This window comes from Amycolatopsis marina, from assembly GCF_900111885.1.
In the GTDB taxonomy this organism is placed as follows: Bacteria; Actinomycetota; Actinomycetes; order Mycobacteriales; family Pseudonocardiaceae; genus Amycolatopsis; species Amycolatopsis marina.
In genome coordinates this window covers 315,676-342,383 of the sequence record NZ_FOKG01000004.1, presented here as the reverse complement: position 1 = coordinate 342,383, position 26,708 = coordinate 315,676, and the positions used below count along the sequence as shown (strand labels likewise).

The 26,708-nt window shown below is 68.7% G+C and carries 22 protein-coding genes and 1 tRNA gene; 18 read left to right on the top strand and 5 right to left on the bottom strand.

From position 1 onward, the window contains the following. Positions 1-466: 466 nt before the first annotated feature. Positions 467-1,333, bottom strand: a complete 867-nt coding sequence (locus tag BM199_RS09525; RefSeq protein WP_091672066.1) for an HAD family hydrolase — start codon at positions 1,331-1,333, stop codon at positions 467-469. A 484-nt stretch (positions 1,334-1,817) separates the two neighbouring features. On the opposite strand from BM199_RS09525, the gene ssd reads away from it, so the two are divergent. The 8 genes from ssd (at position 1,818) to BM199_RS09485 (ending at position 7,797) form a co-directional block, all read left to right on the top strand. Further along, complete coding sequence (ssd, locus tag BM199_RS09520; RefSeq protein ID WP_091672065.1) at positions 1,818-2,915, top strand: septum site-determining protein Ssd; 1,098 nt, start codon at positions 1,818-1,820, stop codon at positions 2,913-2,915. Next, positions 2,915-4,084 carry a TadA family conjugal transfer-associated ATPase gene (locus BM199_RS09515; protein ID WP_091672063.1) on the top strand — a complete coding sequence of 390 codons (1,170 nt, stop codon included), beginning with the start codon at positions 2,915-2,917 and terminating at the stop codon, positions 4,082-4,084. The genes ssd and BM199_RS09515 overlap by 1 nt, the downstream gene beginning before the upstream one ends. Further along, on the top strand, positions 4,078-4,899 hold the full coding sequence (locus BM199_RS09510) for a type II secretion system F family protein (protein ID WP_143101806.1): 822 nt from the start codon (positions 4,078-4,080) through the stop codon (positions 4,897-4,899). Before BM199_RS09515 ends, BM199_RS09510 begins: the two co-directional genes overlap by 7 nt. Continuing rightward, a complete protein-coding gene (locus BM199_RS09505; protein WP_245788247.1) occupies positions 4,896-5,522 on the top strand; it encodes a type II secretion system F family protein in 627 nt (208 codons plus the stop codon). Before BM199_RS09510 ends, BM199_RS09505 begins: the two co-directional genes overlap by 4 nt. A 109-nt stretch (positions 5,523-5,631) precedes the next feature. Further along, positions 5,632-5,820, top strand: coding sequence for a DUF4244 domain-containing protein (locus BM199_RS34480; RefSeq protein ID WP_425425512.1), 189 nt, complete (start codon positions 5,632-5,634; stop codon positions 5,818-5,820). A 95-nt stretch (positions 5,821-5,915) separates the two neighbouring features. Then, entirely contained in the window at positions 5,916-6,272 is a 357-nt protein-coding gene (locus BM199_RS09495; protein ID WP_245788246.1) for a TadE family type IV pilus minor pilin, read from the top strand. Between the two features lie 4 nt (positions 6,273-6,276). After that, complete coding sequence (locus tag BM199_RS09490; RefSeq protein WP_091672057.1) at positions 6,277-6,744, top strand: Rv3654c family TadE-like protein; 468 nt, start codon at positions 6,277-6,279, stop codon at positions 6,742-6,744. 387 nt (positions 6,745-7,131) lie between these two features. Beyond that, positions 7,132-7,797 carry a bifunctional DNA primase/polymerase gene (locus tag BM199_RS09485; RefSeq protein WP_091672055.1) on the top strand — a complete coding sequence of 222 codons (666 nt, stop codon included), beginning with the start codon at positions 7,132-7,134 and terminating at the stop codon, positions 7,795-7,797. A gap of 1 nt (position 7,798) precedes the next feature. Here BM199_RS09485 and BM199_RS09480 read toward each other — a convergent pair whose 3' ends face one another. Further along, entirely contained in the window at positions 7,799-10,240 is a 2,442-nt protein-coding gene (locus BM199_RS09480; RefSeq protein ID WP_091672053.1) for a DEAD/DEAH box helicase, read from the bottom strand. Between the two features lie 234 nt (positions 10,241-10,474). On the opposite strand from BM199_RS09480, the gene BM199_RS09475 reads away from it, so the two are divergent. The 3 genes from BM199_RS09475 (at position 10,475) to BM199_RS09465 (ending at position 14,280) form a co-directional block, all read left to right on the top strand. Continuing rightward, entirely contained in the window at positions 10,475-12,757 is a 2,283-nt protein-coding gene (locus tag BM199_RS09475) for a sodium-translocating pyrophosphatase (RefSeq protein ID WP_091672052.1), read from the top strand. A gap of 237 nt (positions 12,758-12,994) precedes the next feature. Further along, complete coding sequence (locus BM199_RS09470; RefSeq protein ID WP_143101805.1) at positions 12,995-13,612, top strand: hypothetical protein; 618 nt, start codon at positions 12,995-12,997, stop codon at positions 13,610-13,612. A gap of 83 nt (positions 13,613-13,695) precedes the next feature. Then, the gene (locus BM199_RS09465) at positions 13,696-14,280 is read left to right on the top strand and encodes a hypothetical protein (RefSeq protein WP_218160323.1); all 585 of its coding nucleotides are present in this window, start codon (positions 13,696-13,698) and stop codon (positions 14,278-14,280) included. On the opposite strand, the gene BM199_RS09460 is transcribed toward BM199_RS09465, so the two are convergent. Beyond that, positions 14,263-15,111: a S1 family peptidase gene (locus BM199_RS09460; RefSeq protein WP_091672046.1), complete on the bottom strand. Its 849-nt coding sequence runs from the start codon at positions 15,109-15,111 to the stop codon at positions 14,263-14,265. The two genes, BM199_RS09465 and BM199_RS09460, sit on opposite strands and share 18 nt — an antisense overlap. A 292-nt stretch (positions 15,112-15,403) precedes the next feature. On the opposite strand from BM199_RS09460, the gene topA reads away from it, so the two are divergent. The 5 genes from topA to BM199_RS09435 all read left to right on the top strand — a co-directional run bounded on the left by topA (position 15,404) and on the right by BM199_RS09435 (position 23,338). Further along, entirely contained in the window at positions 15,404-18,235 is a 2,832-nt protein-coding gene (topA, locus tag BM199_RS09455) for a type I DNA topoisomerase (RefSeq protein WP_091672045.1), read from the top strand. Between the two features lie 64 nt (positions 18,236-18,299). Beyond that, the gene (locus tag BM199_RS09450; protein ID WP_091672164.1) at positions 18,300-19,103 is read left to right on the top strand and encodes an ESX secretion-associated protein EspG; all 804 of its coding nucleotides are present in this window, start codon (positions 18,300-18,302) and stop codon (positions 19,101-19,103) included. A gap of 168 nt (positions 19,104-19,271) precedes the next feature. Then, positions 19,272-19,814 carry a hypothetical protein gene (locus BM199_RS09445; protein WP_143101804.1) on the top strand — a complete coding sequence of 181 codons (543 nt, stop codon included), beginning with the start codon at positions 19,272-19,274 and terminating at the stop codon, positions 19,812-19,814. A 273-nt stretch (positions 19,815-20,087) separates the two neighbouring features. Continuing rightward, entirely contained in the window at positions 20,088-22,148 is a 2,061-nt protein-coding gene (locus BM199_RS09440) for a bifunctional MFS transporter/dTMP kinase (RefSeq protein ID WP_177242551.1), read from the top strand. Continuing rightward, complete coding sequence (locus BM199_RS09435; RefSeq protein WP_091672041.1) at positions 22,145-23,338, top strand: DNA polymerase III subunit delta'; 1,194 nt, start codon at positions 22,145-22,147, stop codon at positions 23,336-23,338. Before BM199_RS09440 ends, BM199_RS09435 begins: the two co-directional genes overlap by 4 nt. 69 nt (positions 23,339-23,407) lie before the next feature. Here BM199_RS09435 and BM199_RS35185 read toward each other — a convergent pair whose 3' ends face one another. Together BM199_RS35185 and BM199_RS09430 are read right to left on the bottom strand one after the other, a co-directional pair. Further along, positions 23,408-23,536, bottom strand: a complete 129-nt coding sequence (locus BM199_RS35185) for a hypothetical protein (RefSeq protein WP_425425509.1) — start codon at positions 23,534-23,536, stop codon at positions 23,408-23,410. A gap of 58 nt (positions 23,537-23,594) precedes the next feature. Continuing rightward, entirely contained in the window at positions 23,595-25,073 is a 1,479-nt protein-coding gene (locus tag BM199_RS09430) for a hypothetical protein (RefSeq protein ID WP_425425508.1), read from the bottom strand. A gap of 151 nt (positions 25,074-25,224) precedes the next feature. Here BM199_RS09430 and BM199_RS09425 point away from each other — a divergent pair. Further along, positions 25,225-25,298: transfer RNA gene (locus BM199_RS09425), tRNA-Thr, on the top strand. A 173-nt stretch (positions 25,299-25,471) separates the two neighbouring features. Then, complete coding sequence (locus BM199_RS09420) at positions 25,472-26,692, top strand: hypothetical protein (protein WP_177242542.1); 1,221 nt, start codon at positions 25,472-25,474, stop codon at positions 26,690-26,692. Positions 26,693-26,708 lie beyond the last annotated feature (16 nt).

The following is a 26,708-nucleotide window of genomic DNA, read 5'->3' as shown; positions in this document are numbered from 1 at the left end:
GTAGCACATAAAGCTGGCGGCGCCCGTCGACATTGCGTCGACGAGCGCCGCCTGCTCGCGCGGACCGCTCGGGTTACCAAGCGTGCTGCATAAGTCGTACCTACCTGGACTCGGCGTCCGGCGTCCCGGTACGCAGTCCCTTGACGACAAGCCTCCCGCGGCGTGCTGCGCGTGGGTGCCCGGTGTCCGCGCACGGAGATTTGTCGGGGTGGACCAGACTTCTCCTCTGTCTGCTCCCTGGCCGATCAAACGTCCGCACCTACTTTCTACCCAGTGATGGCCGTCACTTCAAGGGGGTGGACGGGTGCACCGGTACAGACGCTCGTTGTGGGTGAGTGGTGAACGCCCCGTGTTATCGAACTCGCGCTAGCTGCAAGGAAAAGCGCGCGATGCTACCGCCGTGTGGGTGTAGCGGATGCCGTCGGTGCACGGAGGGCGAGCAGGCGCTGTCGCCGGGCCGCCGACGTCACTCGGAGCGCCCCCGCTTCGCTCGTCGGGACAGGCCGAACCAGGTCGCTCCCGCGGCGGCGACGGCGCCGACGCCGAATCCCACCGCCATCGCCGTCGCGGACGGGGTCGAAATGCGGCTGCGCAGGGACACCGGGTTGGAGAACGTGAGCACGGGCCAGCCGCGTTCGGTGGCATGCCTGCGCAGGGCCCGGTCCGGGTTCACGGCGTGCGGCCTGCCCACTGCCTCGAGCAGTGGAATGTCGGTGCTCGAATCGGTGTAGGCGTGGCAGGAACTCAGGTCGTAGCCGTGGACCTCGGCGAGTTCTCGTGCCGCGACCGCCTTCTGTTCGCCGTAGCAGTAGAAATCCACCTCGCCGGAGTACCGGCCGTCGACGATGTGCATCCTCGTCGCCACGCTGCGGGTCGCGCCGAGCATGTCGGAAATCGGCGCGACCACCTCCTCGCCCGTCGCCGACAGCACGATCACGTCATGCCCCTCGGCCTTGTGCTGGGTGATGAGCTCCGCGGCCTCGGCGTAGACAAGCGGGTCGACGACGTCGTGCAGGGTCTCGGTGACCACCGACCGCACCTGCGCGACGTCCCAGCCGGCGCACAGGGCGGAGATCTGCGCGCGCATCCGCTCGGTCTTGTCGGCGTCCGCACCGGCCAGCGAGAACACCAGTTGTGCGTAGGCACTTTTCAGTGCGGCCCTGCGGTTGATCAGGCCCTGCCGGAGCAGGGGTTTGCTGAAGGCCAGCGCGCTGGATGAGGCGATGATGGTCTTGTCGAGGTCGAAGAACGCCGCGATCCGGGGGGTGCGCGCCCCGTCTGGCCGGTGTGGGTCCTGCCCTGCGGTAAACGGCGCGCTGCTTGGTTCTGCCACCTCTCCACAATAGGAGCGGCGGGATGCGGCTGACTTCCGCCTGCTCGCTCGACCAGGCCGGCGGGAGGAGCGTGCCCTTGCTTGGGCAAGTAATCACCCTGAGTGGTAGACGGGGGAAAATTCAGCACAACGAGCGACATTCGGTCGGTTTAGCCGTTACCGAATTGTGGGTGTACGTCCAACACCCATCCTCGCGCGCATCGAGTTACAGTTGAGGGGTCCGGTGTCAATCGGACCGGTTCAGTCCGACCCCCCGGGGCTGAACCCCGGCGACCCCCGCTCCTCCCCCCTGGCGGGGGTCGCCCCTTTATCTCTCTTTCTCCGGACCGTGACCTGCGTTTTCCCCAGGTTTATCCACAAGTGCCGAGTTATCCACAGGTCCGGCAGAAGCGGCTTGTCCAGTGCTGCGCCGCAGAGCGACGGTGGAAGCACGGCCGGACGAACCGGCCCGTCAGTGCCCATCGACGGGGTAAAGGGGAGACACGTGACGGACGAGCGGCCACTCGTACTGATCAACGACGAAACGCTGCTGGACGAGGTCCTGCGGTTGGCGGCAGCTGTTGGCTGCGAGGTCGAACGTGTCCCGGACACCGTGGCCGCGGAATCGCGGTGGGCAGGAGCCCCGCTCGTGATCGTGGACGAGGACGTTCTCACCGCGGCCGAGTCGCCGCCACGCCGTGACGGTGTCGTCCTTGTCTGCAAGTCGGCGCTCCCCGCGGGCTCGTGGCGGGTGGCCTTCGAGGCGGGGGTCAGCAAGGTGGTCGTCCTGCCTGACTCCGAGAACGTGCTCATCTCTGCGTTCGCCGATATTGCCGAGGGCCCACGCGGCGGGGACGGCAGGGTGCTGGCGGTTCTCGGTGGCTGCGGCGGGGCGGGAGCGTCGGTGTTCGCAGCCGCCACCGGCCTCGCTGTCTGCCGGGACGGCGCGGACGCGTTGCTGCTGGACTGCGATCCGCTGGGCGGCGGTGCGGACCTCGTCCTCGGGATGGAACGTGCCGAGGGACTGCGCTGGTCAGGGCTGCGGGATACGTCCGGGCGCCTCTCGATGACCGACCTCGCCGCGGCACTGCCCGCGCGCAGCCACGGCGGTGGCAGCTTGTCCGTGCTGTCTTGTGACCGGCCTGGCGGTGGACCTACTGGCCCGGCCGGGCCCACAACTGAAGCCGTCACCGCGGTGCTCGCGGCGGCTCGCCGCGCGGGAAGCACGGTGATCTGTGATGTCGCGCGACATCTTGGTGCCGGTGCCGCGGCCGCGGTGGCAAACGCGGACCTGGTGATCGTGGTCCTGCCTGCCGAGGTTCGTGCCTGCGCCGCGACCGCGGGTGTCATCCGGCTGCTCGGACGGCACACGGGACGTGCGCGCATCGTCGTCCGCGGTCCTGGGCCCGACGGGCTTGGCGGACCCGCCATCGCCAGGACGCTTGGTGTGCAATTGGCGGCGGAGTTCCGTTCGGAGCGGGCGCTGCCACGCGCCATCGAGCGCGGGTTGTTCACCGGAGGGCCGCGCAGTTCTCTGGCAACGGCGGCGAGCGAAGTGCTGGAGGCGCTGGCTTCCGCCTGTGCCGAGCCGGTGCGCTCGTGATGAGCACCGAACTGCTGGAACGAGTTCGAAGGCGGCTGGCAGGTACACCCGACGCACTTGATCCCGCCGCTGTGGCCCGGGCGATCAGGGTCGAGTCCGGCGGAGTGGCCGGGCATGCGGAGGTGCTGGAAGCGCTGCGCCTCGTCCGTCACGAGATCGCGGGAGTGGGCCCACTCGAACCGTTGCTGGCGGATCCGGAGGTCACCGACGTCCTGGTCACCGCTCCCGATCAGGTCTGGATCGACGGACGGGACGGGCTCCAGCACACCTCCCTCTCGTTTCCTGCCGAGGAGTCCGTGCGCAGGCTCGCGCAGCGCCTCGCGCTCGCTGCGGGCCGCAGACTCGATGATGCTCAGCCCTTTGTCGACGGCTGGCTTCCGAACGCGGGACCGCACGGTCCGGTTCGGCTGCACGCGGTGCTGCCGCCCATCGCCACGGCGGGAACGTGCATCGCCCTGCGTGTGCTGCGGCCGGCCGCACACGACCTACAGGCCCTTGCCGACCTGCGAACCCTCGACGGCACCGGTCTCGCCGCAGTCGAGTCGATCGTCGCCGCGCGCCTCGCCTTCGTCGTCACCGGAGCGACGGGTTCGGGAAAGACCACGCTTCTGGCAGCGATGCTCGGCAGGGTCGACCCGAGCGAACGCATCGTCTGCGTCGAGGACGCAGGTGAGTTGCGGCCCCGCCATCCACAGTTCGTCCGGCTTGTCGCCCGTCCACCGAACGTGGAGGGCGCGGGCGAGGTGACGCTTCGCGAGCTGGTGCGGCAGGCCCTTCGGATGCGCCCGGACCGGCTCGTGCTCGGTGAAGTACGTGGCCGAGAGGTGTGCGAACTGCTGACCGCGCTCAACACCGGTCATGACGGTGGCGCCGGAACCCTGCACGCCAACTCGGCTGAGGAGGTTCCGGCGAGGCTCGAGGCGCTGGCCGCCTTGGGTGGCCTGTCCCGTTCCGCGTTGCACAGCCAGCTCGCCTCGGCGATCCAGATCGTTCTGCACATGCGCAGGGAACAGGGTGGGCACCGGATGCTCGCCGGTATCGGAGTGCTGCGCCGAACCAAGGGCGAAGGGGTGCGGGTCTGCGACGTATGGCGATCCGGCCGGTGGACAGAGCACAAATCGCTGTTCACGGAGCTGCTGGCGCGGCGTTCGCCGGTGTCGTCATGTTGACTTGTGCGGCGTTCGCCGGTGGTCTCGGCCTACTGTGCTGGCCGACGAGGAGCGGTCGCGCGGACCGGCTTGTGTCGTTGCTGCCCGGCGTGCCCGTGCCCGCCACGGTGTCCTTTTCACGGTCCCGGTTGCTGATTCCGTTGATTCTGTGCCTGCTGACGGTGGTGGCCTTGATGCCGCTCGTCGGCCTGGGCCCGGTGGTCGCGATCGCGCTGCTTGCGTTCGCCGTGCGGCTGCAGCGCACCGCCCGCTGCCGGGGGCACGCTCAGGTATGTGCGGTTTCCGCACTGGCCGAAGCAGTGCGGGCTGTTGTGGCAGGTCTGCGAACGGGTGCGAGCCCAGCCGAGGTCGCGGAGGCCGTGGCCGGTGACGCGGCCCCCGGAGCACGGCGAGTCCTCAGGGGACTGGCCGTGACCGAACGACTCGGGGTGTCACCGACGTTCGCTCCGGCACCCGACGTCGCCGACCTCGTGACGGGGCCGGCGGTACAAAGGCTGCGCCGTGCCTGGTTCCTTGCACAGCGGCACGGCCTCCCACTCGCTGACGTACTTGATTCCGTCCGCCGGGACCTCGAGACCGCAGCGAGGTTCGCCGGACAGCTGGACGCTCGCATGGCAGGTGCGCGCGCCAGTGGCGCGGTGCTGGCGGTTCTGCCGCTGTTCGGCCTGCTGTTGGGGGAGGCGATGGGCGCACACCCCCTGCGGTTTCTGCTCGATACGTTGCCGGGGCAGGTCCTGTCCGTGGTGGGCGCTGTGCTGATCGTGGCCGGGGTCGCCTGGACCGCCCGATTGACCCGGCAGGTGGTGGTCTCGTGAACACCGTCGTGGTCGTCGGCCTGCTCGCCGGTGCGGTGCTCGCGGTGCCGTCTCCGACGCGGACCGAGGCCAGATTGCGCACTGTCCTGCCGAGCGCGGCCTGTCGAGAGGGAACCGGCGCGGGCGTGAGTCGGCTCCGGTCCCGCATGGGGAGGCTCTCGTTCCTCCGCCCGGATCAGGAGGAGCCACTGCGATTGGCAGCGGCCTGGGACCTGCTGGCTGCCTTCCTGCGAGCGGGCCTACCCATTCCGGCCGCGATCCACGGCATCGTCGGCGACCTGCCTGCTGCCGCGTCAGCCCCGCTCGCTGCGAGCGCGGATCTGCTCGCCCTCGGTAGCGAACCAGGCGAGGGGTGGGCTCCCGCGCTGGCATGCCCGCATACCGCGGAGCTGGCGCGGTCGGCCTGCCGGACTGCTCGTTCGGGTGCGGCCCTCGCCGAGACGGCGGCCGCGCTCGCCGATCGCATCCGTGATGGCACCGGGGATCGCGCCGAGGCGAGGGCGCAGCGGACGGCGGTGCTCGTCACCGGGCCGCTCGGACTGTGTTTCCTGCCCGCCTTCTTGTGCCTCGGGGTGATCCCGGTGGTGGCCGGCCTGGCAAGCCAGCTCGCGGTTCTGTCTTGAAGCGCCCGCCAACGAAATCGACACGAGGACACTTACCGAGAAAGGGAACGACATGAACACGACCCGCACGCTGCTCTCCTGGAACCAGCCGCCTTGGAAGCAGCAGTACATTCCCGGGCCGAAGACGGGCCGGCGCGCCTTGCCTGCCGGTGACGACGGCATGAGCACCGCCGAATATGCCATCGGCACGATCGCGGCCGCCGCGTTCGCGGCACTGCTCTACGCGGTCGTGACCGGGGACTCCGTGCTGGCAGGCCTCACTGCTTTGGTCGAGCGCGCACTTTCGGTGTCACTGTGAGGGGGCGAGCCAGAGCCCTGGCGACTCGATCGCGGACCCGAGTGCTCAGACAGACTCATGCCAGGGGTAGGGCGTCGCCGAAGGATCGTGGTGCGGTGACGGTTGAGGCGGCGATTTCGATCTGCGCACTGGTCACGATTCTCGGCATGGTGCTCGCCGGGCTCTCGATGGTGATCGACCAGCTCCGATGTGCCGACGCGGCAAGGGCGGCAGCCCGCCTGCTGGCCAGGGGCGACAGTTCGCTGGCCGCGGATGCGGTACGCACGCTCGCGCCAAGTAGGGCGCGCATGGTGGTCCGGTACGAACTCGGCGGTGTCCTGGTCACGGTGTTGACAGATGCCGGTTCCGGGCTGCTGCCAGTGGTCGAGTTGCACGCTGAGGCCTACGCGACGATCGAGCCGGGGCAAGGCCGGGAAGCCCCGACGAAGGAACGAGCCCGTGCCCCGGCATGAGCGAATGCCGCGGGAGGTCGCGCCCTGGCGACGAGATCGCGTCACGGGATCTCACAGGAACACGGGTTCGCCGAGGAACACTGATGCCGGATTCGCCACGGTATGGACCGCATGTGCGGTGACCGCACTGTTGGTGATCACCGGCGTGGTCCTCTGGTTGGGCGGTGCGATCGTCGCAAGGCAGCGGGCGGCGGCTGCGGCCGACCTCGCCGCGTTGGCCGCGGCTGGAGCGGCAGTGTTCGGCGTGGACCACGCCTGTGCCGAGGCGAGCAGGGTGGCCGAGCGGATGCGGGTGCGAATCACCAACTGCGGTTTCGATGGCTGGGATGCGCTGGTGGAGGTCGAGACGACATTGCCTGGCGCGCTCGGGGCAAGTGGAGCGGTCCGGGCACGAGCGAGGGCGGGGCCGGTCGGGCCGCTCGGCGAAATCGACGAGCGGTCCAAGGGTGACCGACCGACCGGTCGGGCATGAGACGGCGCGGCGAGCAACGGTCACTGGCGCGCGGTGAGCGGTATCACTCCGGTCCGTTGCGCCGATGAAGGGCCCGGCATCGCTCCAGATCTGGTTTCTTGGCCCCGGTTGCGGTCGTTATCGCCCCGAAACCACCGGCGAACGGCGGGACGGGTGGCACCGTTCGGCGATCACCGGCACCCCGGGTGTTCGGTGCGACCGTTGCCGTGAGTTCGCTCACCGTTCTCGAACCGCCGGTTGTCGAGAGACAGGTTCCCCCGATCTGCAAATTGCCGTTTAGTCATTTGTGTCGCCGCCGCACGACGACCACGCAGCGGGCAAGGCCCACGGCCGGATCGAACAGCATGACGGCGACCGTGAGGAAGTACCGAGGAGGCAGAGAAAGACATGTTGGACACTGACTGGTCGAGCGGCTGGCGCGGCGCTTTCAAGATCGAGCTGCGCGCCGAGGCCATCGGCCTCGCCTGGCGCGGCTGGCCCGTGCTGCCGGGGACCTACCCGGACACGGCCGCACCAGCGGACGACAGCGCTGGCTGGACCATCCCGGTGCCCGAGCACGAGGACTGGCAGGACCGGTTGGGGGCACATCCGCAGCAGATTGCCGAGTGGTTCACCGGCGACCCGCACAGCCTCCTGGTCGCGACCGGGCGAGTGCTCGACGCGGTGGAGGTCGATGACGACCTGGGCCGCCGCGCAGCACGTCTGCTGCGGGCCACGGGGCAGCCGGCTCCGATCGTCGCGATGCCGAACGGGCGGTGGCTGTTCCTCACCACGGTGGCCGCTCAGTTGCCTGCCGAACTCGACGAGCGCGGCACTGTGCGTTGCCACGGCGAGGGCAGCTGGATTCCGCTACCGCCGACGCCGTTTCAGCACGGAGTCGTGCACTGGCGCGTCAAGCCCGAGGTCTGGGGCTGGCAACTGCCCGAGGCGGATGCCGTGCACGCCGTGCTGATCGAGGCCCTCGCCGGTCCCGAGCCCGAGGAGGCCACCACCGCGCCGGTGACCTCCGCGGCCGCACGTCGGCTGTTGACCGTGCACCGGTCCGCAGCCTGAACTACCTCGTGGTCGTACCGGGCGTCGTGAGACGTACAGCCCCCAACACGGTGTCCAGCACGACTACCGCCCCCGCCTTGTCCAGCGGTTCGTTGCCGTTCCCGCATTTCGGTGACTGAACGCAGGACGGGCATCCCGCCGGGCACTCGCAGGAGACGATCGCCTCCCGCGTAGCGGCCAGCCATGGGACCAACGCGGCAAAACCGCGATCGGCAAATCCCGCACCCCCGGGATGGCCATCGTGCACGAACACCGTCGCCTCCCCGGTGTTCTCGTGCAACGCGGTAGAGACCCCGCCGATATCCCATCGGTCGCACGTAGCGAACAGCGGTAGCAGGCCGATCGCCGCGTGCTCGGCGGCGTGCAGGGCACCGGGGACGCGCGCCGGATTCAGTCCGGCGCCCCCCGGTGCCCTGACGTCTTCCACCTCGTCAGCGGCGGTGGGTTCACTTCGGAGCAACTCCTCGTTGATCGTGTACCAGACGGCCCGCGTCTTCAGGATCTGCTCGGGCAGTTCCAGCGGGATGTGATCGATGACCTCACCGGACGGCCTCCTGCGGAGGTATCCGACCACCTGCGAGGTCACAGCGACCTCTCCGAGGTAGACGCTCACTCCGCCGTAGTTCTGCTTGCGTTCCGTGCTCAGCACGGTGATGTCCACGATCTCCCGGGCCGACGTGTTCCAGTCCGGGTCCTCGGCATGAACGAGTGCGAGTCCCTGTTCGAGGTCGAGATCGTCCACCACATAGGACGAGCCTTGGTGCAGGTAGAGCGCGCCTGGATGCACGGTGCCGCAGGCCGATCCGGGGTCCACCGTGCCCAGCATGCGGGCCGTCTCGGCTTCCACCACCGCGATTTGCTCGCCCCCGGAGCCACGGATGTCCACCTCGTACTGCGGTCGGTCACGGGAGGTCCAGTACCAGCCGCTCGGGCGTCGCCTCAGCACCCTGTCCGCCACGAGCGAATCGAGGACCTGGCGTGCCGCTTCGCCGCCGAAGTCGTCCAGTTCCCCTGCGGTGACAGGTAGTTCCGCCGCAGCGCAGGCGAGTTGCGGAGCGAGTACGTAGGGGTTGCCGGGGTCGAGCACAGCAGTCTCCACCGGCCGGTCCAGCACCGCGGCCGGATGGTGCACCAGGTAGGTGTCGAGTGGATCGTCCCTGGCGACGAACACCACCAGCGCGTCGTCCCCCGCCCGGCCGGCGCGGCCCGCCTGCTGCCAGAACGACGCCAGTGTTCCCGGGTAGCCCGCGAGCACAACGGCGTCCAGTCCGGCGATGTCGACCCCGAGTTCGAGCGCGTTGGTGGTCGCGACGCCAAGCAGTTCGCCGGTCAGCAGCGCGGCTTCAAGGGCACGTCGTTCCTCTGGAAGGAAACCGGCTCGGTAGGCCGCGATCTTCTCCACCAGTTCCGGATCCACCTCGGCGAGGATTCGGCGAGCGCTCAGAGCGGTCAGTTCGGCACCTCGACGGGACCGGACGAAGGCAAGCGAGCGGGCGCCTTCGATGACCAGTTCGGCGAGAATGCGGGCCGTCTCCGCTCCGGCGGATCGCCGTACGGGTGCGCCGTTCTCCCCGGCGAATTCCTCCAACAGTGGGGGTTCCCAGAGCGCGACGGTCCGGGCTCCCCTTGGCGAGGCGTCTTCGACGACCGGAACGCAGTCCACCCCGGACAGGCGGCTGGCGAAATCCGCGGGTTCGGCGGTCGTGGCCGATGCCAGTACGAACACCGGGTCGGCGCCGTAGTGTCTCGCGACCCGTCGCAGTCTGCGCAGCAACAGCGCGACGTGCGACCCGAAGACCCCTCGGTAGCCGTGGCATTCGTCGACCACGACGTACGAGAGACTGCGGAAGAAGCGGGCCCATCGCGCGTGCCCGGAGAGCATCCCCCGGTGCAGCATGTCGGGATTGGTGAAGATCCACCTCGCGTGCGCCCTGATCCAGTCCCGCTCGTTCATCGGGGTGTCACCGTCGTACGAGGCGGCCCTGATTCCCGCCAGGTCCACAGCGGAAACGGAACGGAGTTGGTCGGCTCCAAGTGCCTTTGTGGGGGAAAGGTACAAGGCGGTCGCCCTGCTGTCCGAGGTCAACGCCGACAGCACCGGAAGCTGGTACGCCAGCGACTTCCCGGATGCCGTCCCGGTCGCGATCACCACGTGCTGCCCGGACCAGGCATGTGCGGCAGCCTCGATCTGGTGCGTCCACGGGCGCGCAACGCCAGTCGCCATCACGGCGTCCACGACGGCGCGCGGAGCCCAGTCCGGCCATTCGGCGAAACCAGCCGCACGGGCGGGCAGTTCGGCGACATGCGTGATCGGACTGCGCTCGGCCGGGATCCCGGCCGTGACCCTGCGCAGCAGGCGCCGGGCACGCTCGTCGTTTCCCACGCCACTCACGAACTCCACCTTTGCACACGCTTTCCCGCTTCCATCCTGTGCGCTCGCCATGACGCGCTGGTGGGGGGCCGACCCCGTCGACCGGGTAGTGCACAAACCTTCAGTGAGCGAATTCACGCCATTACATTCCGTGCTTGACCGGGGACGCCTTGCCGGGCCGGATACCTGTACCAATACACTCCGGCCAACCACACCTTCTGTGGTGTAGATCCCATGCCAGCGTCGGCGCAGTCGTTCCCACGGCCGCCCCGTCGCTGACGACAGGCGACGTTTCCAGGAGGACGAATGTCCCGGCACTTCCTCGCGGCGAGCTCAGCCGAGCTCTCCGGAGGTGATTACGGCATCGTGGCCGTGATCGCCGTGGTCGCCCTTGCCGCACTGGTCATCGGCTACGTACTGCTCAAGGAGGTGCTGGCCGCAGGCCAGGGCACCTCGAAGATGCAGGAGATTGCCAAGGCCGTGCAGGAGGGCGCTACCGCCTATCTCAACCGACAGCGGAAAACACTGGTCATCTTCGGTGCCATCGTGTTCGTCCTGCTGTTCGCGCTCCCAGCGGAGGACTGGAACGAGAAGATCGGCCGCTCGCTGTTCTTCCTCGTCGGCGCGGTGTTCTCGTTCGCGATCGGCTACGTGGGTATGTGGCTGGCCACCAGGGCGAACCTGCGGGTCGCCGCCGCCGCCCGGGAGGACTCGGGCGCCCGGGAGAAGGCCATGCGGATCGCGTTCCGCACCGGCGGGGCGGTCGGCATGTTCACCGTCGGGCTCGGCCTGTTCGGCGCGGCGGTCGTGGTGCTGGTCTACGCGGGCCAGGCACCCAAGGTGCTCGAGGGCTTCGGCTTCGGCGCCGCGCTGATCGCGATGTTCATGCGTGTCGGTGGCGGCATCTTCACCAAGGCCGCCGACGTCGGCGCGGACCTCGTCGGCAAGGTGGAGCAGAACATCCCGGAGGACGACCCGCGTAACGCGGCGACCATCGCCGACAACGTGGGCGACAACGTCGGTGACTGTGCGGGCATGGCGGCGGACCTCTTCGAGTCCTACGCGGTGACCCTGGTCGCGGCCCTGATCCTGGGCAGTGCGGCTTTCGGCGCCAGCGGGCACGGTCTGGTCTTCCCGCTGATCATTCCGGCCATCGGCGTGATCACCGCGGTGATCGGTGTCTACATCACCAAGGCCCGGCCGGGGGAGAGCGGTCTGACGACGATCAACCGCTCGTTCTACATCTCCGCGGTCATCTCGGCGGTGCTGTCCGCGATCGCGGCGTTCGTCTTCCTGCCGGACTCCTTCGACGGCAACGAGGGCAACCCGGCCGTCGTCGCGACCGTTTCGGTGATCATCGGTATCGCACTGGCCGCGGTGATCCTCAAGCTGACCGGCTACTACACCGGCACCGAGCACAAGCCGGTGAAGGACGTCGGCAAGACCTCGGAGACCGGTGCCGCGACGGTCATCCTCTCCGGTATCTCCGTCGGTTTCGAGTCGGCGGTCTACACCGCACTGGTGATCGGCAGTGCGGTCTTCGGCGCCTACCTGCTGGGTGGCGGTGTCGCCCTGTTCGCGGTGGCGCTCGCCGGTACTGGTCTGCTGACCACGGTCGGCGTGATCGTTGCCATGGACACGTTCGGGCCGGTTTCCGACAACGCACAGGGCATCGCGGAGATGTCCGGTGATCTGAAGGAGGGTGAGGGCGTCCAGATCCTCACCGAGCTCGACGCGGTGGGCAACACGACCAAGGCCATCACCAAGGGCATCGCGATCTCCACCGCCGTGCTCGCGGCGACCGCGCTGTTCGGTTCCTACTCGGACGCCATCAAGGACGCACTGGCCACGGCCGGTTCTTCCCTCGGCGACGCGCCGGACTCGTTCCTCAACGCGATCATCAGCCCGAACACGCTGGTCGGTGTCATGGTCGGCGCGTCCGTGGTGTTCATGTTCTCCGGCCTCGCGGTCAACGCGGTGTCCCGTGCGGCGGGCGCGGTCGTTTACGAGGTGCGCCGCCAGTTCCGCGACATTCCGGGAATCATGGAGGGCACCACGCGGCCCGAGTACGGCAGGGTCGTCGACATCGTCACCCGTGACTCACTGCGGGAGCTGGCCACGCCGGGTCTGCTCGCGGTGTTCGCGCCGATCGCCGTCGGCTTCGGCCTCGGCACCGGTGCGCTGGCGGGCTACCTCGCGGGCGCGATCGCGACCGGCACCCTGATGGCGGTGTTCCTCGCCAACTCCGGTGGCGCGTGGGACAACGCGAAGAAGCTGGTCGAGGACGGTCATCACGGTGGCAAGGGCTCCGAGGCCCATTCGGCCACGGTGATCGGTGACACCGTCGGTGACCCGTTCAAGGACACCGCGGGTCCGGCGATCAACCCGTTGATCAAGGTGATGAACCTGGTGTCGCTGCTGATCGCCCCGGCGATCGTGCAGTTCACCGTCGGCCCGGACGCCTCGCTGGCCGTGCGGCTCATCGTCGCGCTGGTGTCGGTGGCCATCATCGTCACGGCGATCGTCATCTCCAAGCGGCGTGGCACCGCAATCGCGGACACGCCCATCGAGGCGGCGACGAAGGCGTAGCTACACGCGCTGAACGGTCGCGGGCCCGGAACGGCATGTCTGTTCCGGGCCCGTGGCGTGTTCGAAGCTCACCGCTCACCGCACACCGGTTCGCGGTGACTTGCAATGGCCATAGCTGTAGGTACCGTCAAAGCGGCTGGACCACCCGCCTGCAGGCGGGTTTGTGGAGGCGTCCAGACCGTACTCGGCACAGGTCGCCGGTGCCGGTTGTGCCGAGTGTTGTCAGGAGGTGTGGGCGTGCGGCCGCGAAAGACCCTTTTCGCCGCATTGGCCGTCAGTATCTGTGTCACCGCAGTGGGCTGTGGTGAACGGCAACCCCAGAACGCCGAACCGCTCGAACAGCCGCCAGGGCCCGGATTGACCTCGGCCGAGGTGCAGCGTGAGGACGCCACCACGCGCTGGGCGGAGGGTTACTGCCTCGCCGTCGGTGAACTGGTTCGGTCGATGTCGACCATCCCGATGATCGATCCGAGCACCACCCAGCGGGCCACCCGCACCTCAAGCGAGTTGCTCGGCACGATGATCACCGGCCTGGATCGCACGGTGAGCAGACTGCGTGACCTCGCCGAAGCCCCGGTTCCGGCAGGCGAGCGCGTGCGAGCGAAGGCCATCTCGGAGTACAACGCCATCCGGGACCGGGCGGCGGCGGTCAAGCAGACTCTGGACGCGGCCGCACAGGACCCGGCGGCGAGCCGCCAGGCGATCAGCGCCGCAGGCGGCCCGCTCGACGAGATCGGCAAGGTCAACCTGCTGGCCGGGTTCGAGTCGGTGCCCGAACTCGCCACCGCCCGCGAACGGGCGCAGGCCTGCCGCGACCTGACCAAGCAGGGCCCCGAGCCCCGGCTCGGGTACTGACGGCTGAAGCGGCGCGAAAACCGGAACGGCTGCTCACTGTTCAGATTCGAACGCCTGTTCTACGCTTGGGTGTCGTGGACCAGATGTCGTTCTACTCGGCTGAGGCGCGCGGGCCCACTCTGGTGGATCTCGCCGGGGTGCTGTGCGCCCACGGCGCGCTGGTCTGTTTCGGCCGGACCGCGGCCCGGCTGTCGGTGACGATCGAGGAGGACTGGCGCGCACGGGCACTGATCCGGGAGTACGCGGTTCGTGGTGCCGCCGCGCATGTGGTGCGGTCGGACAGTGACGAGATACTCGTCCGCACGGCATTCCGGGCCGATCTGCTCCCCATGGCTGACACCTGGTATCCGGCCGGAGTCAAGGCGGTGCCGGGTGAGTTCACCCTCGATGGGCCTGCGCTCCGGCTGTGGGCGTTGGTGGCGGGCCGCCCGCTAGAGGGCGGATACGAGCTCGCCCTCGACCCCGCGACCCCGCACACGCATGAGCCGCTGGCCGGCGCCCTGGCGACGATCGGGCTTCCAGGAAGGCCCTTCGGCGGCGGCTCAATCCGTCCGGTGGTCCGGGTTCGCGGCCGGCGCAGGTTGGAGAACCTGCAGGAGCTGGTCGGGCCGAGCCCGCGGGGCGCGGAGCCCGCCTGGCCGGGCTGCCCCCTACGCGCTGCCGGTTAGCAGTGCCGCAGGCTCCGGGAGTTCGCATTCGGGCAGGGCGAGGTCGATCGCGCTGCCCCGGGTGATGCATTCGTCGATCTGGTGTGTCTGCTGGCCGTAGTTGATGCCCTTGCGCACTGTGATCTCGCCGTTCTCGTCGACCTCACACGGGTTGTTCATGGTGCATTCCTCGCCCGAGCTGTTGCCGGTGTTGTTCACGCCGACGACCTCGCCGGTGGCCCTGTCGATGATCGGCGAGCCCGAGGTGCCGCCGATGGTCTTGCAATCCGATGTGTAGCGGATCGAGTCGCGCCAGACCCAGTCGGCCTCGCGTAGTTCGTGCACGAAACCGTCCACGGAGCACGAGTACGAGCGCTTCCAGTAGCCGGACAGGATGTCGATCGCGGTCCCGGCGCTTGTCCGGTCGTCCGCCAGCGTGCGGGCGCTGACACCGTACGACTCGGTGATCTGTGCGTAGCTGCGGTCCAACTGATAGAGGGACACGTCCGTTCCGGTCATCGTCGCGTAGACGAGTTTGGTGGCCGAGACCGTGCCCAACTCCGACTCCCCGTCCGGGGAGAGCAGGGTGAACGAGCGCGTCGACGGCTGGTTCACGATCACCTCGCCCGGTGCGGGAAACCCGTCCTCGAGGCAGTGACCGTTGGACAGCACTAGCGCCGGATCCCCACTGTTGGCGCCTGATGTGGCTACGATCGACCCCGAGCAGTTCGAGAGCGCGACGATCCCCGAGTAATCGGCTTGTTCCTGTGCGCTGGCAGTAGCAGGCGGAGTGACAGTCGTCACGGTGGCGAGCAGGGCGGCGGCCAGCGCGCCGGACAGCCGTCGGGTCATCGTGGGGTCCTTTCGCTCCGAAGGTCGGGTCAGTTAATAGGTAACTCTCTGCTGTCGCCACCTGCAAACGGAGGGTATGCGGACCGTTACGCTGCAACCCGGTCGGGCACGAGGTCTCCATCACGTGCTAGGTGTGGAAAGGAAACGCGGCCGGTGTCAGAACCGATGCGTCTCACACACGGCTGACGGCGTGTTGCGTCACCTCGACGCACACGACCTTGCTTTGGAGTGCACACTGGCTGGTTGAACGGTCGCCGAATCAGGCGGCAGGAAGAGCGGAGAGCGGGACAGCGTGGCTGGAACGGCACGGACGAAGAAGACTGCGGCGGGCGGCGCCTCCAAGAGAGGCGAGGCCGACGCCGGGTCGAACGGTGCGCGGCGCCGGCGGCTGGTGATCGTCGAGTCGCCCACGAAGGCCCGCAAGATCGCCCCCTATCTGGGGAGCGACTACGTGGTCGAGTCCTCCCGTGGACACATCCGCGACCTGCCCCGAGGGGCGGCCGACGTGCCCGCCAAGTACAAGGGGCAGCCCTGGGCGCGGCTCGGGGTGGACGTGGACAACGGCTTCGAGGCGCTCTACGTGGTCTCCCCGGACAAGAAGGCCACGGTCACCGAGCTGAAGAGCCTGCTGAAGGACGTCGACGAGCTCTACCTCGCAACTGACCCCGACCGCGAGGGCGAAGCGATCGCCTGGCACCTGCTCGAGGCGCTGAAGCCCAAGGTGCCGGTGCGGCGCATGGTCTTCCACGAGGTCACCGAGCAGGCCATTCGTGCTGCGGCGGACAGCACCCGCGAACTCGACGGCGACCTGGTCGACGCCCAGGAGACCCGGCGGATCCTGGACCGGCTCTACGGCTACGAGGTTTCGCCGGTCCTGTGGAAGAAGGTCATGCCGAAGCTTTCGGCAGGCCGGGTGCAGTCGGTGGCCACCAGGATCGTGGTGCAGCGGGAGCGCGAGCGCATGCGCTTCACCTCGGCCTCCTACTGGGACATCGCGGCGACGATGCGGGCCGGGACGGCCACCGCGTCGGACGACCCTGCGACGCCGAAGACCTTCCCCGCCAGGTTGGTGGCCGTGGACGGCACTCGCCTCGCAACCGGCCGCGACTTCGGTTCCGACGGCCAGCTGAAGGAGGGCTCCTCCGCCAAGGACGTCCGGATCCTGGGCGAGGCGGACGCCACTCGGCTCGCCCAGGCGCTGCAGGACCGGGACTTCACGGTCAGCAGCGTCGAGGAAAAGCCGTACACGCGGAAGCCGTACGCCCCGTTCATGACGTCCACGCTGCAGCAGGAGGCAGGCCGCAAGCTCCGGTTCACCTCCGAGCGCACGATGCGAATCGCGCAGCGGCTGTACGAGAACGGCTACATCACCTATATGCGTACCGACTCCACGACGCTGTCGGCGACGGCGATCACGGCGTCGCGCAACCAGGCGACGGAGTTGTACGGCTCGGAGTACGTCTCGGACAAGCCGCGGCAGTACACCCGCAAGGTGAAGAACGCGCAGGAGGCACACGAGGCGATCCGTCCCGCGGGCGAGGTCTTCCGTACCCCCGGCCAGGTGGCAGGCGAGCTGGAGACCGACGAGTTCCGTCTCTACGAGCTGATCTGGCAGCGCACCATCGCCTCGCAGATGGCCGACGCCAAGGGCACGACGATGTCCGTGCGCATCACCGGCACGGCCACCACCGGCGAGGAGTGCACGTTCGCCGCTTCGGGTCGCACCATCACCTTCGCCGGGTTCCTCAAGGCCTACGTCGAGTCCGTGGACACCGAGGCCGGTGGCGAGGCGGACGACAAGCAGAGCAGGCTGCCCCGGCTGCAGCGTGACCAGGAGGTCTCGGCCACGGAGCTCGCCCCGGACGGGCACTCCACCTCGCCGCCCGCGCGGTACAGCGAGCCGAGCCTGGTCAGCAAGCTGGAGGAGCTGGGGATCGGCAGACCCTCGACGTACTCCTCGATCATCAAAACGATCCAGGATCGCGGCTATGTGTGGAAGAAGGGCTCCGCACTGGTGCCGTCCTGGGTCGCCTTCTCGGTGGTCGGACTGCTGGAGCGGCACTTCGAGCGGCTGGTGGACTACGACTTCACCGCCGCGATGGAGGACGAACTCGACCGCATCGCCGCGGGCGACGAGCAGCGCACCCAGTGGCTGACCAGGTTCTACTTCGGTGGTGACCTCGGCGCCGATGGGTCGATCGGCCGGCTCGGCGGGCTGAAGAAGCTGGTCGGGACCGGGGTCGAGGACATCGACGCCAGGGAGATCAACTCGATCCCGCTGTTCACCGACTCCGAGGGGCACACCGTCGTGGTGCGCGTCGGGCGCTACGGGCCCTACCTGGAGCGTGAGGTCGACGGGAAGTCGCAGCGGGCGAACCTGTCCGACGAACTGCCGCCGGACGAGCTCACGGTGGAGATCGCGGAGAAGCTGTTCGCGACCCCGCAGGAGGGTCGCGTACTGGGCACGGATCCGGACACCGGGCACGAGATCGTGGCGAAGGAGGGCAGGTTCGGGCCCTACGTCACCGAGGTGCTGCCCGAGCCCGAGGCCGAGTCGGCGGAGGCCGAGGCTCCGGCCAAGAAGAGCAGCAAGGCGAAGAAGCCGAAGCCGAGGACGGGTTCGCTGTTCAAGTCCATGTCCATCGCCGACATCACCCTCGACGACGCCCTCAAGCTGCTGTCGCTGCCGCGGGTGGTCGGCAAGGACCCGGAGTCCGGGGACGAGATCACGGCGCAGAACGGCAGGTACGGGCCGTACCTGAAGAAGGGCACCGACTCGCGGTCCCTGGCGACCGAGGACCAGATCTTCAACATCACGCTCGACGAGGCGCTGAAGATCTATGCCGAGCCGAAGCGTCGCGGCCGCCAGGCAGCGGCCAAACCGCCGCTGAAGGAACTGGGCAACGACCCGGTGTCCGGCAAGCCGATGGTGGTCAAGGATGGTCGGTTCGGTCCGTACGTCACGGACGGCGAGTACAACGCGTCGCTGCGGAAGTCGGACAGCGTGGAGGAACTCGACGACGAGCGGGCCGCCGAGCTGATCGCGGAGAAGCGGGCCAAGGGCCCAGCGCCCAAGAAGAAGGCCCCCGCGCGCAAGAAGGCTCCGGCCAAGTCCAAGTCCTGACCCGACATCGCAGGTCGAACGCCTGTTCGAGCAAACTGTCGGTGTTCTGTTGTTCACTGTGCGGGTGAGCAATTCAACGCAGACCGTCTTCGAGCTTGTCGACGAGATCATCGCGCCGTTGCGTCAGGTCGTGCCTCGGCGGCCGTCGCCGATGGAGTACCTGGACCCGGACTTCTGTCTGCCCGCCGTCTTCGGTGACCAGCCGCCGCCGGACGGTGGAGACCTGGTCGCCGAGGCGGAGGCCTACACGCGGTTCGTCGCCGGAATGGCGGCGCTGGGTCTGGTCGCCAAGGACGGGAGCATCGCACCGGAGGCGGTCGGGCTCTACCGGGCCTTTCGCGGAGGGTTCATCCGCGGAGTCGTCACCGGTGTCTTCGCCGACCGCAGTGACCCGTTGGAGGTCCGCTTCTTCGGCGACGAGGACAACGCGGCGGTGCTGACGGTGTCCGGGGAACAGGCCACGCTGCGGGCAGGCGCGCTACGCGGCATCGCCGAGTGGGCGCTCGACGACCTGCCGGACCCGCCCGGCGGCCCCGGCGAGGTCATCGAGATCCACGCGGACGAGCGTGGAGTCATCCCGGGCAGGCACGGACCCCTGCTTGCGTCGGTCAGGGAAGCGGCGAACCGTCCTCGGCTCGGCACGGTTCTGGTGGACCTGACCGTACGGGACACGATCATCGCCGAGCACCCGCACGGCTCGATGGGCCTGCTGGACAACGACCTCGGCCGCTACCTGCTGGCGACGGCCATCGACCCCAGCGGGCACTGGGTGTTCTGGTTCGCGCCCGCGACACGCGCCAGGGCCGAACAGTGGATCGTCCAGATGGTGCGGCACTACGGGGCAGGAGGGCAGGTTGGCCTGTCGTAGTTGCCCGGTCGGTCAGGGGTTTGACTCCGCCCACTTCTCGGCTTGCAGACGGTGTGGCGCGGAAATCGGTCCAGGTTCGTGCTCGTGAACCGCCTTCGGGGCGCTCTTGGCCACTACCCTGGAGGTTCCAGGTAATGCCCGAGCTTGTGGTGACAGGGAGTGGTGACGGTGGCAACGGACGCCCGGTTCAGCCCGGACGGTACGCAGGCACCTTCGCCCCCGCCCGCGTTTCCCGACCCGCTCGCCGGGCTGGTCACCGGAGTCAGTTCCGGCTCCGGCATCCGGGACTACACACCGGACGACTTCGTCGAGGTGGAGATCGCCGAGCCGGTGGAACCGGATCCGGAGGTGGTCCGTGGGATGGTCGACGCCGCTCTCAGTCAGGAGCAGGACGCGTCCACGGGGCCGCTGCGTGCCGTCCCCCGTCCAGCAGCCGCGCAGCGCGCACCTGCGGCCCAGCCGCCACTTGGCATGCTGGCTCAACAACAGAGTGGCACGTCCGTGCAGACCACCCGGATGCGTCAGGCACTGCGGACGAGGCAGGGCAGAGCGCAGACGGAACGCGCCTCGTCCGGCGATCCGGTCATGCGCAAGCCGTCGAGCGGATCGGCCGGGGTGGCACTGGCAATCATTCTGCTTGTGGTGTTCGGCATTCTGATCATTCAATTGATCTCGAGTCTGTTCAGTAGCGTTTCGGGGATATTCAACTAGTTCGTTAACGCCCTGCAATGGCATATCTCCGGCCGGTAACGGGAACCTGTGACGTGCACTGGAGGTTCCTCGGATCCGGCTCATTGACCGAGCCCTACGGCTGTTCGGGTGAAGCGCGGGATACCCTGACCGCACCGACGGGTGAACCGGCGCGTGCGGATTTTGTGGGGTGGGCGCATCAGCGAGGGAAGTCGAGCGGACGAAGCGGTCGGCGCTGCCGACGCTGCTCACGGTGCTGACGCCGGCGCGCCGGGCGGTACGGAAACGTCGACGGTGCATCGGGTGCGGCGCGTTCTTGCGATCCGGCCGTTCCGAAGGCTGTGGGGCGTTACGTACCTGTGCAGCGTCGCCGACTGGCTGTCGTTGCTGGCGCTGACCGGACTCGTCACCAAGTTCACCGAGAACTACACCGCGCAGAACTTCGCGTTCGCCGGTGTGGTGCTCACCAACCTGCTGCCGGGCCTGCTCTTCGCTCCGCTCGGTGGGCTGCTCGCGGACCGGTTGGACCGGCGCAAGGTGATGATCGCCGCAGATCTGCTGCGCTGCGGGCTGTTGCTCTCCATCGCGTTCGTCGGCACCCCGCTGTGGCTGTTCATCGGCAACTTCCTGGTCGGCTCGGCCGCGATGATGTGGATCCCGTCCAAAGACGCCGCGGTGCCCAATCTGCTGCGCAGGCCCGACCAGGTGGAAACCGCGAACCAGCTCGGTATGGTGATGACCTACGGGCTCGCGGTCGTCACCGGCGCGGGCCTCTACTCGGTTCTCACCGGCATCCAGACCACGCTGCACCTGCCACCGGACGTGCTGGGCGAGTTCGGTATCGCGAAGATCGTCGTGGTCATCAACGGACTGCTCTACCTGGCCAGTGCGCTGCTCATCGCGCGCATCCCCGAGCTGTCGCTGCGCGGCGTGCACTCCGTGCCGACCGCGGCGCCCAAGCCGAAGCCGAAGGACGACGGCGACGAGGACACGTCGCAGGGGTTCCTGAGCATGATGCGGGACGGGGCCCGCTTCATCCGGACGACGCCGCTGATCCGGGGTCTGCTGATCGGCATGGTCGGGGCGTTCGCCGCAGGCGGGGCGGTGATCGGTTCCGCCAAGCCGTACTCGTCGAGTCTCGGTGGCGGTGACGCCGCCTTCGGACTGTTGTTCGTCGCCGTGTTCCTCGGTGCGGCCGTCGGCCTTGCCGGTGCGCCGAAGCTGGCGCGAAGACTGCCGCATGACCGGCTGTTCGGCATCGGGATCGTGCTCGCCGGGCTGGCGCTGATCATCGTCGCGCTTTCGCCGCACCTGGCCATCGCGCTGATCGCCGTTTCGGTCGTGGGCGCGTGCGCGGGCGGAGCTTTCCTCACCGGGGTCACGATCATCGGCTCGCAGGTCGACGATTCGATCCGCGGCCGGATCAACGCGATCTACCAGTCGCTGATGAAGATCATCATCTTCGGTACGACCGCAACCGTGCCGTTGTTGATCGGACTCGTGCAGCCTCGGCGGGTTCCCGTGTGGGGCAACACGATCATCATCGACGGAACGCGGCCGGTGCTGCTGGTGGCCGGCCTGCTCGCCGCGCTGGTCGGCGTCGTGGCCTACCGGCAGATGGACTCGAGGCGCACCGAGCCGATCATGGCCGACCTGCGCAACGCCCTGCGCAGGCGGCCGCGCAGGGTCAACGGACTGTTGATCGCGGTAGAGGGTGCCACCGCGACCGACACGGCGGACCAGGCGTCCCGGCTGGCCGACTGGCTGCGCAAGGGGTCCCGTCAGGTCGTGCTCGCGGCGGATCCGGCACTGGACGACAAGCGGCTGGCCGCGCTGGTCAACGGCGCGTCGCTTTCCGGGGCACGGGCACAGGCGCTGGCCGCCGCCGCCGTGCGGGCGGACATCGTCGAGCGCGACGTGCGCCCTGCGCTGGATTCCGGTTCCGTCGTGGTGATGGAACGCTTCGTCGACTCGCCGCTCGCGCATCTGTCCGCGGTGGCTGGACTGGACGCGGAGGAACTCGAGGGCCTCGCGGACTGGGCGACCAACCGGCTGCGTCCCGACGTTACCGTGCTGCTCGACGCCGACTCGGGCAATGGTGTGCCGGACCGGCCGATACCGGGCGGCAACCAGTGGCAGGTGCAGCACGTGCTCGCCGAGATGGCGGCAGCCGATCCCGATCGTTACGTGGTCGTGGACGCCGACGGCACGGCCGACGAGGTGTCGGAGCGGGTCCGGACCGCGGTTCAGGCCGTCCTGGTCGGCAGAATTACCGGGCTGGGACCGGCCTCCGAGGACGCGCCGGTCCAGCCGGGCAAGGACACATCGACCGGGACGAAGTCGGAGGCAAGGTGACGGCACCTGTTTGGTCGCAGCTGGTAGGACAGGAGCCCGCCATCGAGGTGCTGTCCGCCGCGGCGGAGTCGGCGGCGAGCCTGGTGGCGGGCGAGTCGGTGGCGGCGGGTGGCATGACCCATGCATGGCTGTTCACCGGGCCGCCCGGCTCAGGCCGGTCGGTGGCCGCGCGGACCTTCGCCGCGGCGCTGCAGTGCATGATCGGTACGGGGTGCGGGCAGTGTCCCGGCTGCCGTACGGCGTTGGCCGGAACGCACGCGGACGTGCGGCTCGTGGTGCCGGAGGGACTGTCGATCTCGGTCGCCGAGATGCGCTCGCTGGTGCAGTCCGCCGCCCGCCGCCCCAGCACCGGCCGGTGGCAGGTCGTGATCATCGAGGATGCCGACCGGTTGACCGAGGGCGCCTCCAATGCGCTGCTCAAGGCGGTCGAGGAGCCGCCGGAGCGGACGGTCTTCCTGCTCTGTGCGCCTTCGGACCATCCCGAGGACGTCTCGGTGACGATCCGCTCACGCTGCAGGCTGGTGACCCTGCGGACCCCGCCGCCCGAGGCGATCGCACGAGTGCTCACCGAACGCGACGGCGTGCCCGCCGACCGAGCCGAATGGGCCGCTTCGGTGTGCGGTGGGCACGTGGGCAGGGCCAGGCGGCTGGCCACCGACGACAACGCCCGTCAGCGCCGTGCGGCGGTCCTGCGGATCCCGCTCGGCCTGCGCAGGCCGTCAGACGTCTTCGCCTGTGCTGACGAGCTGATCAAGACGGCCGAGGTGGACGCCTCGGAGGAGAGCAAGGCCCGCGACGAGACCGAGCAGGACGCCGTCCGCACGGCGATGGGCTCCGGTGGCACGGGTAAGGGTGTCGCTTCGGCGAAACGGGCGGCGGATGCCGCGGTGCGGCAGCTGGAGAAGAAGCAGAAGTCCAGGGCCACCCGGACCCAGCGCGACACGCTGGACCTCGCCTTGGTGGATCTGGCCGGCTTCTACCGGGATGTGCTGGTGACCAGCAGCCGGTCGGCCGCACGGCTCATCCATCCCGACCACGCCGAGCAGAGCGCGAAGGCCGCGGCGGAGTGGTCGGCGGAATCGACCCTGCGCAGGCTGGAGGCGGTCCTGGCCTGCCGCGACGCCATCGGCTGGAACGTCAAGCCCCGGATCGCCGTCGAGGCGATGGTGACCACGCTGCGCCAGGGCTGACCGCCAGCCGGGATGTCCCCAATGTGGCATTGGGGACGTTGAAGTACCCCAATGCCACATTGGGGACCGTCAGTCGCGGGGGTGCGGGGAGGGCTTGACGGGCGGCGTCACCGTGGCGGTGCCGAACCTGCGGCGGCCGGGCAGGGCTGCAACCAGCACCACGCCGGCCAGCAGCATCGCGGTTCCGGTCCAGAACATCGGCACGGCCGAGTACGCGGCGCTCGTCTGCGCCAGCTTGTCCGGGACTCCCGGCTGCTCACCGCCACCGGGCGGGGCGGTGGTCGGCGGTGCCGTGGTGCCGCATTCGACTCCGCCCTCGGGGGCGTAGGCCCTCGCGACCTGCTCGCCGAGGGACAGCTGCGCGAGGGAGGAGGGCAGGTTCTTCGCCGCGTCCTCCGGCAGGGAGTCCTTGAGCAGTTTCGTCGGCAGGATCTGCAGGTCGAGCATCCGCGCGGAGGCACCGAGCTGGTAGCCCTTGAAGGGGTCGGTCATGTCCATCCCCTTCTCGTCCAGTCCGGCGATGGACAGTCGCAGCACACCGAGGTCGAGCACGAAGCCCTTCGCGGCGTCGTTGAGTGGCTTCAGCCCGTCCGAGGCCGTCTTGACCAGCACCGACCACCGGGATCTTCTCGAAGTTCTCGAAGCCGGGAACCGATCCCAGTTCGGGCAGCGGAATGCCGATCGGCACGTCCTTGGTCGGGTTCGCGGCGTCGAGCGTGAACAGCTCCTCGCCGCCGCGCTCGACCGTGAGCACCGGCGCGCTGTACTCGACTTTCGAGGTGTCCTTGTCGCCGGTGGAGGTGACCGTCAGCGTGGGTTGGCTGGCCACCTTGATATTCAGGCCGAGCGGGGTGCCCTTGAGGATGTTGATGTCGGCCGCCTGCATGGTCGAGATCGACTGCACGGCCTTGCGGTCGGTGCCCTTGATGTCGACCAGCCGGACCGTGGACCGCGAGGACAGGGTGTTCGGCAGGCTCAGCACCGATCCCGTGCCGTCGGAGTCGGCCTTGTCGCCGGGGGCGTCGAGCAGCCCGCCGAGGCTGGCCAGCGGCCCCGGCAACTGCTCGAGGCCCTCCTTCAGCGGCGCCGCGGCCTCGGTGAGCTGGGATGCGTCCGGCATCGACGGAATGACGTTGAGCAGCGAAAGGCTCGCCAGTGAGGTGGTGGAGTCCGCGATGGTGCCCACACAGGGCCCGAGCGTCGAACTCCACCGTGCGTGCGCGGTGCCTTCCAGCAGGCCGACGTTGAGCAGCGGGTTCTCCGGCGCCTTAAGGCCGCCCTTCACCGCCTTCGGATTGTCCGGCAGCGCGGTCTGCACCAGCGATCCCGGCGCCTGCGGGGCGTTGCCCGCCACCGAGATGCCGAACGGTGACGACTGCGCGATGGACCGCTCGTAGGCCAGGTACGACTCGGAGTTCGCCTGCGCGCTCGACAGCCCGAGCCCGCCCTCGAACGCCGACTGCTTCGGCAACTCCTCGTCGAGGCCGGGGAGGATGGCGCTGGTCGGTACCGCGTTGGGGAGCAGGCGCAGCATGCCGAGTGCCGTGCCCGCGTCGCCGACAGCCTTGCCGAGCGGCTGCACCGCGGGCGGCGAGGAGATCGGCGGCTGCCCCGGATTCGCCGGCTCGGGGATGGGCGTTGTCGGAATGTCCTGTGCGAGCGCGGGCGCGGCAGAGAGGGCGAGCACGGCGGCCGTGACCGGCAAAGCCAGCGTGCGGGGCAGACGTCCGCGCATGAGCAGGGTCCTCCAGGCAAGTGCGGGGCCGGTCACAGTGAGACCGGGGTCATAGCAGCCTAACGAGAGTGGGGGCCGAAGGTGACGCGAGACGTCGGCCGCTACACTGTTGTGTCAGAAGGACAGGGCGGCTGCGGCCGTCCGCGCCCTTGCCGCCTTAGCTCAGTCGGCCAGAGCGGTTCACTCGTAATGAACAGGTCAGGGGTTCGATTCCCCTAGGCGGCTCGCAGGTCAGGCCCCCTTTCCGGACTCCGGAGAGGGGGCTTCTCCTTTTGAGAAGCCACATGTGGCTTCACGGCGCCGATTCTGAGACCGGCGCACTCAAGGCCCGGAAGCGGACTCGCGATCCGTTGCAGTTGCGCCGTTGATCGGGGGCGCTCGCTTTGGGGTGCTGGGGTGTGGTTGGGGCGAAGAGAGCGGATTCCTCGTTGCGCGCCGTAAATAGTATGCGGACCATGAAGAGGATCGCAGCCATCGGCGCGGCGGCCATGCTCACCCTCGCAGGATGCGCGAGCGGAGCCGGCGAGCCTGCGGAAGGACCCGCTCCGGCATCCCCCAACGCCCCGGCGGAGGAGGGCGCACAGCCAGGGGGGCCGTCGCTGCCCGTGGGTGAACCGTTCGGAGACGCGGAGTGGAGCGTCGCCGCCGGCGAAAAGGAGGTGGTCGTCACTCCCGACCGTCTGATCGGCATCGACAGCGACAACATCCGGGCCTGGTCCGCCGAAGGCGACGAGGTCTGGAGCCACGACCGCGCCGAGGGCGGCACCAAGGTCTGGGTCGGGAACGACACAATCGCCGTCAGCGAAGCGAGCGTGCCCGAAGCCTCGGGGCTCGACAAGGCGCAACCGGTCCTCAAGATCACACTGCTGTCCATCGACAGCGGCGAGGTGGTGGCCAACGCCGAGGTGTCGAACCCGACGTCCGCCGCTGGCTCCAGGAGTGGTCTGGCGGTCCAGATCGACGACTACAGCGGCTTCGTGGTGGTTTCCGAGGACGGGAAGACCCGCAAGATCGACACGACGCTCAGCAATCGCAAGCCGCTCTTCGGCGAGGTGGACGGCATCGCCTTCTGGAAGGACGGCTCGGGACTCCACACGGAGCGGTGGACCTCGCGGGATCTCGACCTGGGGTCCTCCGGCGTGGCGGTCGTTGACCGGGCACTGGGCCTGCTTCTCCTCGAGAACACCTCCGGGCGCGGGGAAGACCGTGACGCCCTCTCGATGGTGAAGGCCGATTCTGGTGATGTGCTGTACACCGTGAGCTGCCCGAAGGAGCCCGGCATTGGTGCGAGCGGCGGCAACATAGCCAACACGGCCGTGAACAGCCCGAACGGGAAGTACGGCGTCAGTGCAGCACTGCTGTACTCGGCCGAGCAGTCGCAGTGCGTCGGCGGCGGCGAGCAGCAGAAGGTCTCGCTTACCGCAGTCGATGACAACGGCACCGGGTACGGGCTGACCGAAAAGGACGATCTCGTCGTGGTGCCGTTGGGCGGCGAGCCCGCCGTGTCGAAGCTTCCCGGCGGGGCATCGCCCCCGATCGGCTTCATGACCGGGAACATCGCGGTCCACTGGAACGAGAGCAGCGGCACCGTGACTGGAAACGCCATCATTGAGCGGTGATGGCTGACTGTTGAAG

Excerpts from the sequence above, each read along its gene's own strand:
- BM199_RS09515 (WP_091672063.1), top strand. The coding sequence starts at position 2,915 with ATGAGCACCGAACTGCTGGAACGAGTTCGAAGGCGGCTGGCAGGTACA.
- BM199_RS09510 (WP_143101806.1), top strand. The coding sequence starts at position 4,078 with ATGTTGACTTGTGCGGCGTTCGCCGGTGGTCTCGGCCTACTGTGCTGG.
- BM199_RS09490 (WP_091672057.1), top strand. The coding sequence starts at position 6,277 with ATGCCGCGGGAGGTCGCGCCCTGGCGACGAGATCGCGTCACGGGATCT.
- BM199_RS09485 (WP_091672055.1), top strand. The coding sequence starts at position 7,132 with ATGTTGGACACTGACTGGTCGAGCGGCTGGCGCGGCGCTTTCAAGATC.
- BM199_RS09480 (WP_091672053.1), bottom strand. The coding sequence starts at position 10,240 with ATGGCGAGCGCACAGGATGGAAGCGGGAAAGCGTGTGCAAAGGTGGAG.
- BM199_RS09475 (WP_091672052.1), top strand. The coding sequence starts at position 10,475 with ATGTCCCGGCACTTCCTCGCGGCGAGCTCAGCCGAGCTCTCCGGAGGT.
- BM199_RS09465 (WP_218160323.1), top strand. The coding sequence starts at position 13,696 with ATGTCGTTCTACTCGGCTGAGGCGCGCGGGCCCACTCTGGTGGATCTC.
- BM199_RS09460 (WP_091672046.1), bottom strand. The coding sequence starts at position 15,111 with ATGACCCGACGGCTGTCCGGCGCGCTGGCCGCCGCCCTGCTCGCCACC.
- BM199_RS35185 (WP_425425509.1), bottom strand. The coding sequence starts at position 23,536 with ATGTTCTGGACCGGAACCGCGATGCTGCTGGCCGGCGTGGTGCTGGTT.
- BM199_RS09430 (WP_425425508.1), bottom strand. The coding sequence starts at position 25,073 with ATGCGCGGACGTCTGCCCCGCACGCTGGCTTTGCCGGTCACGGCCGCC.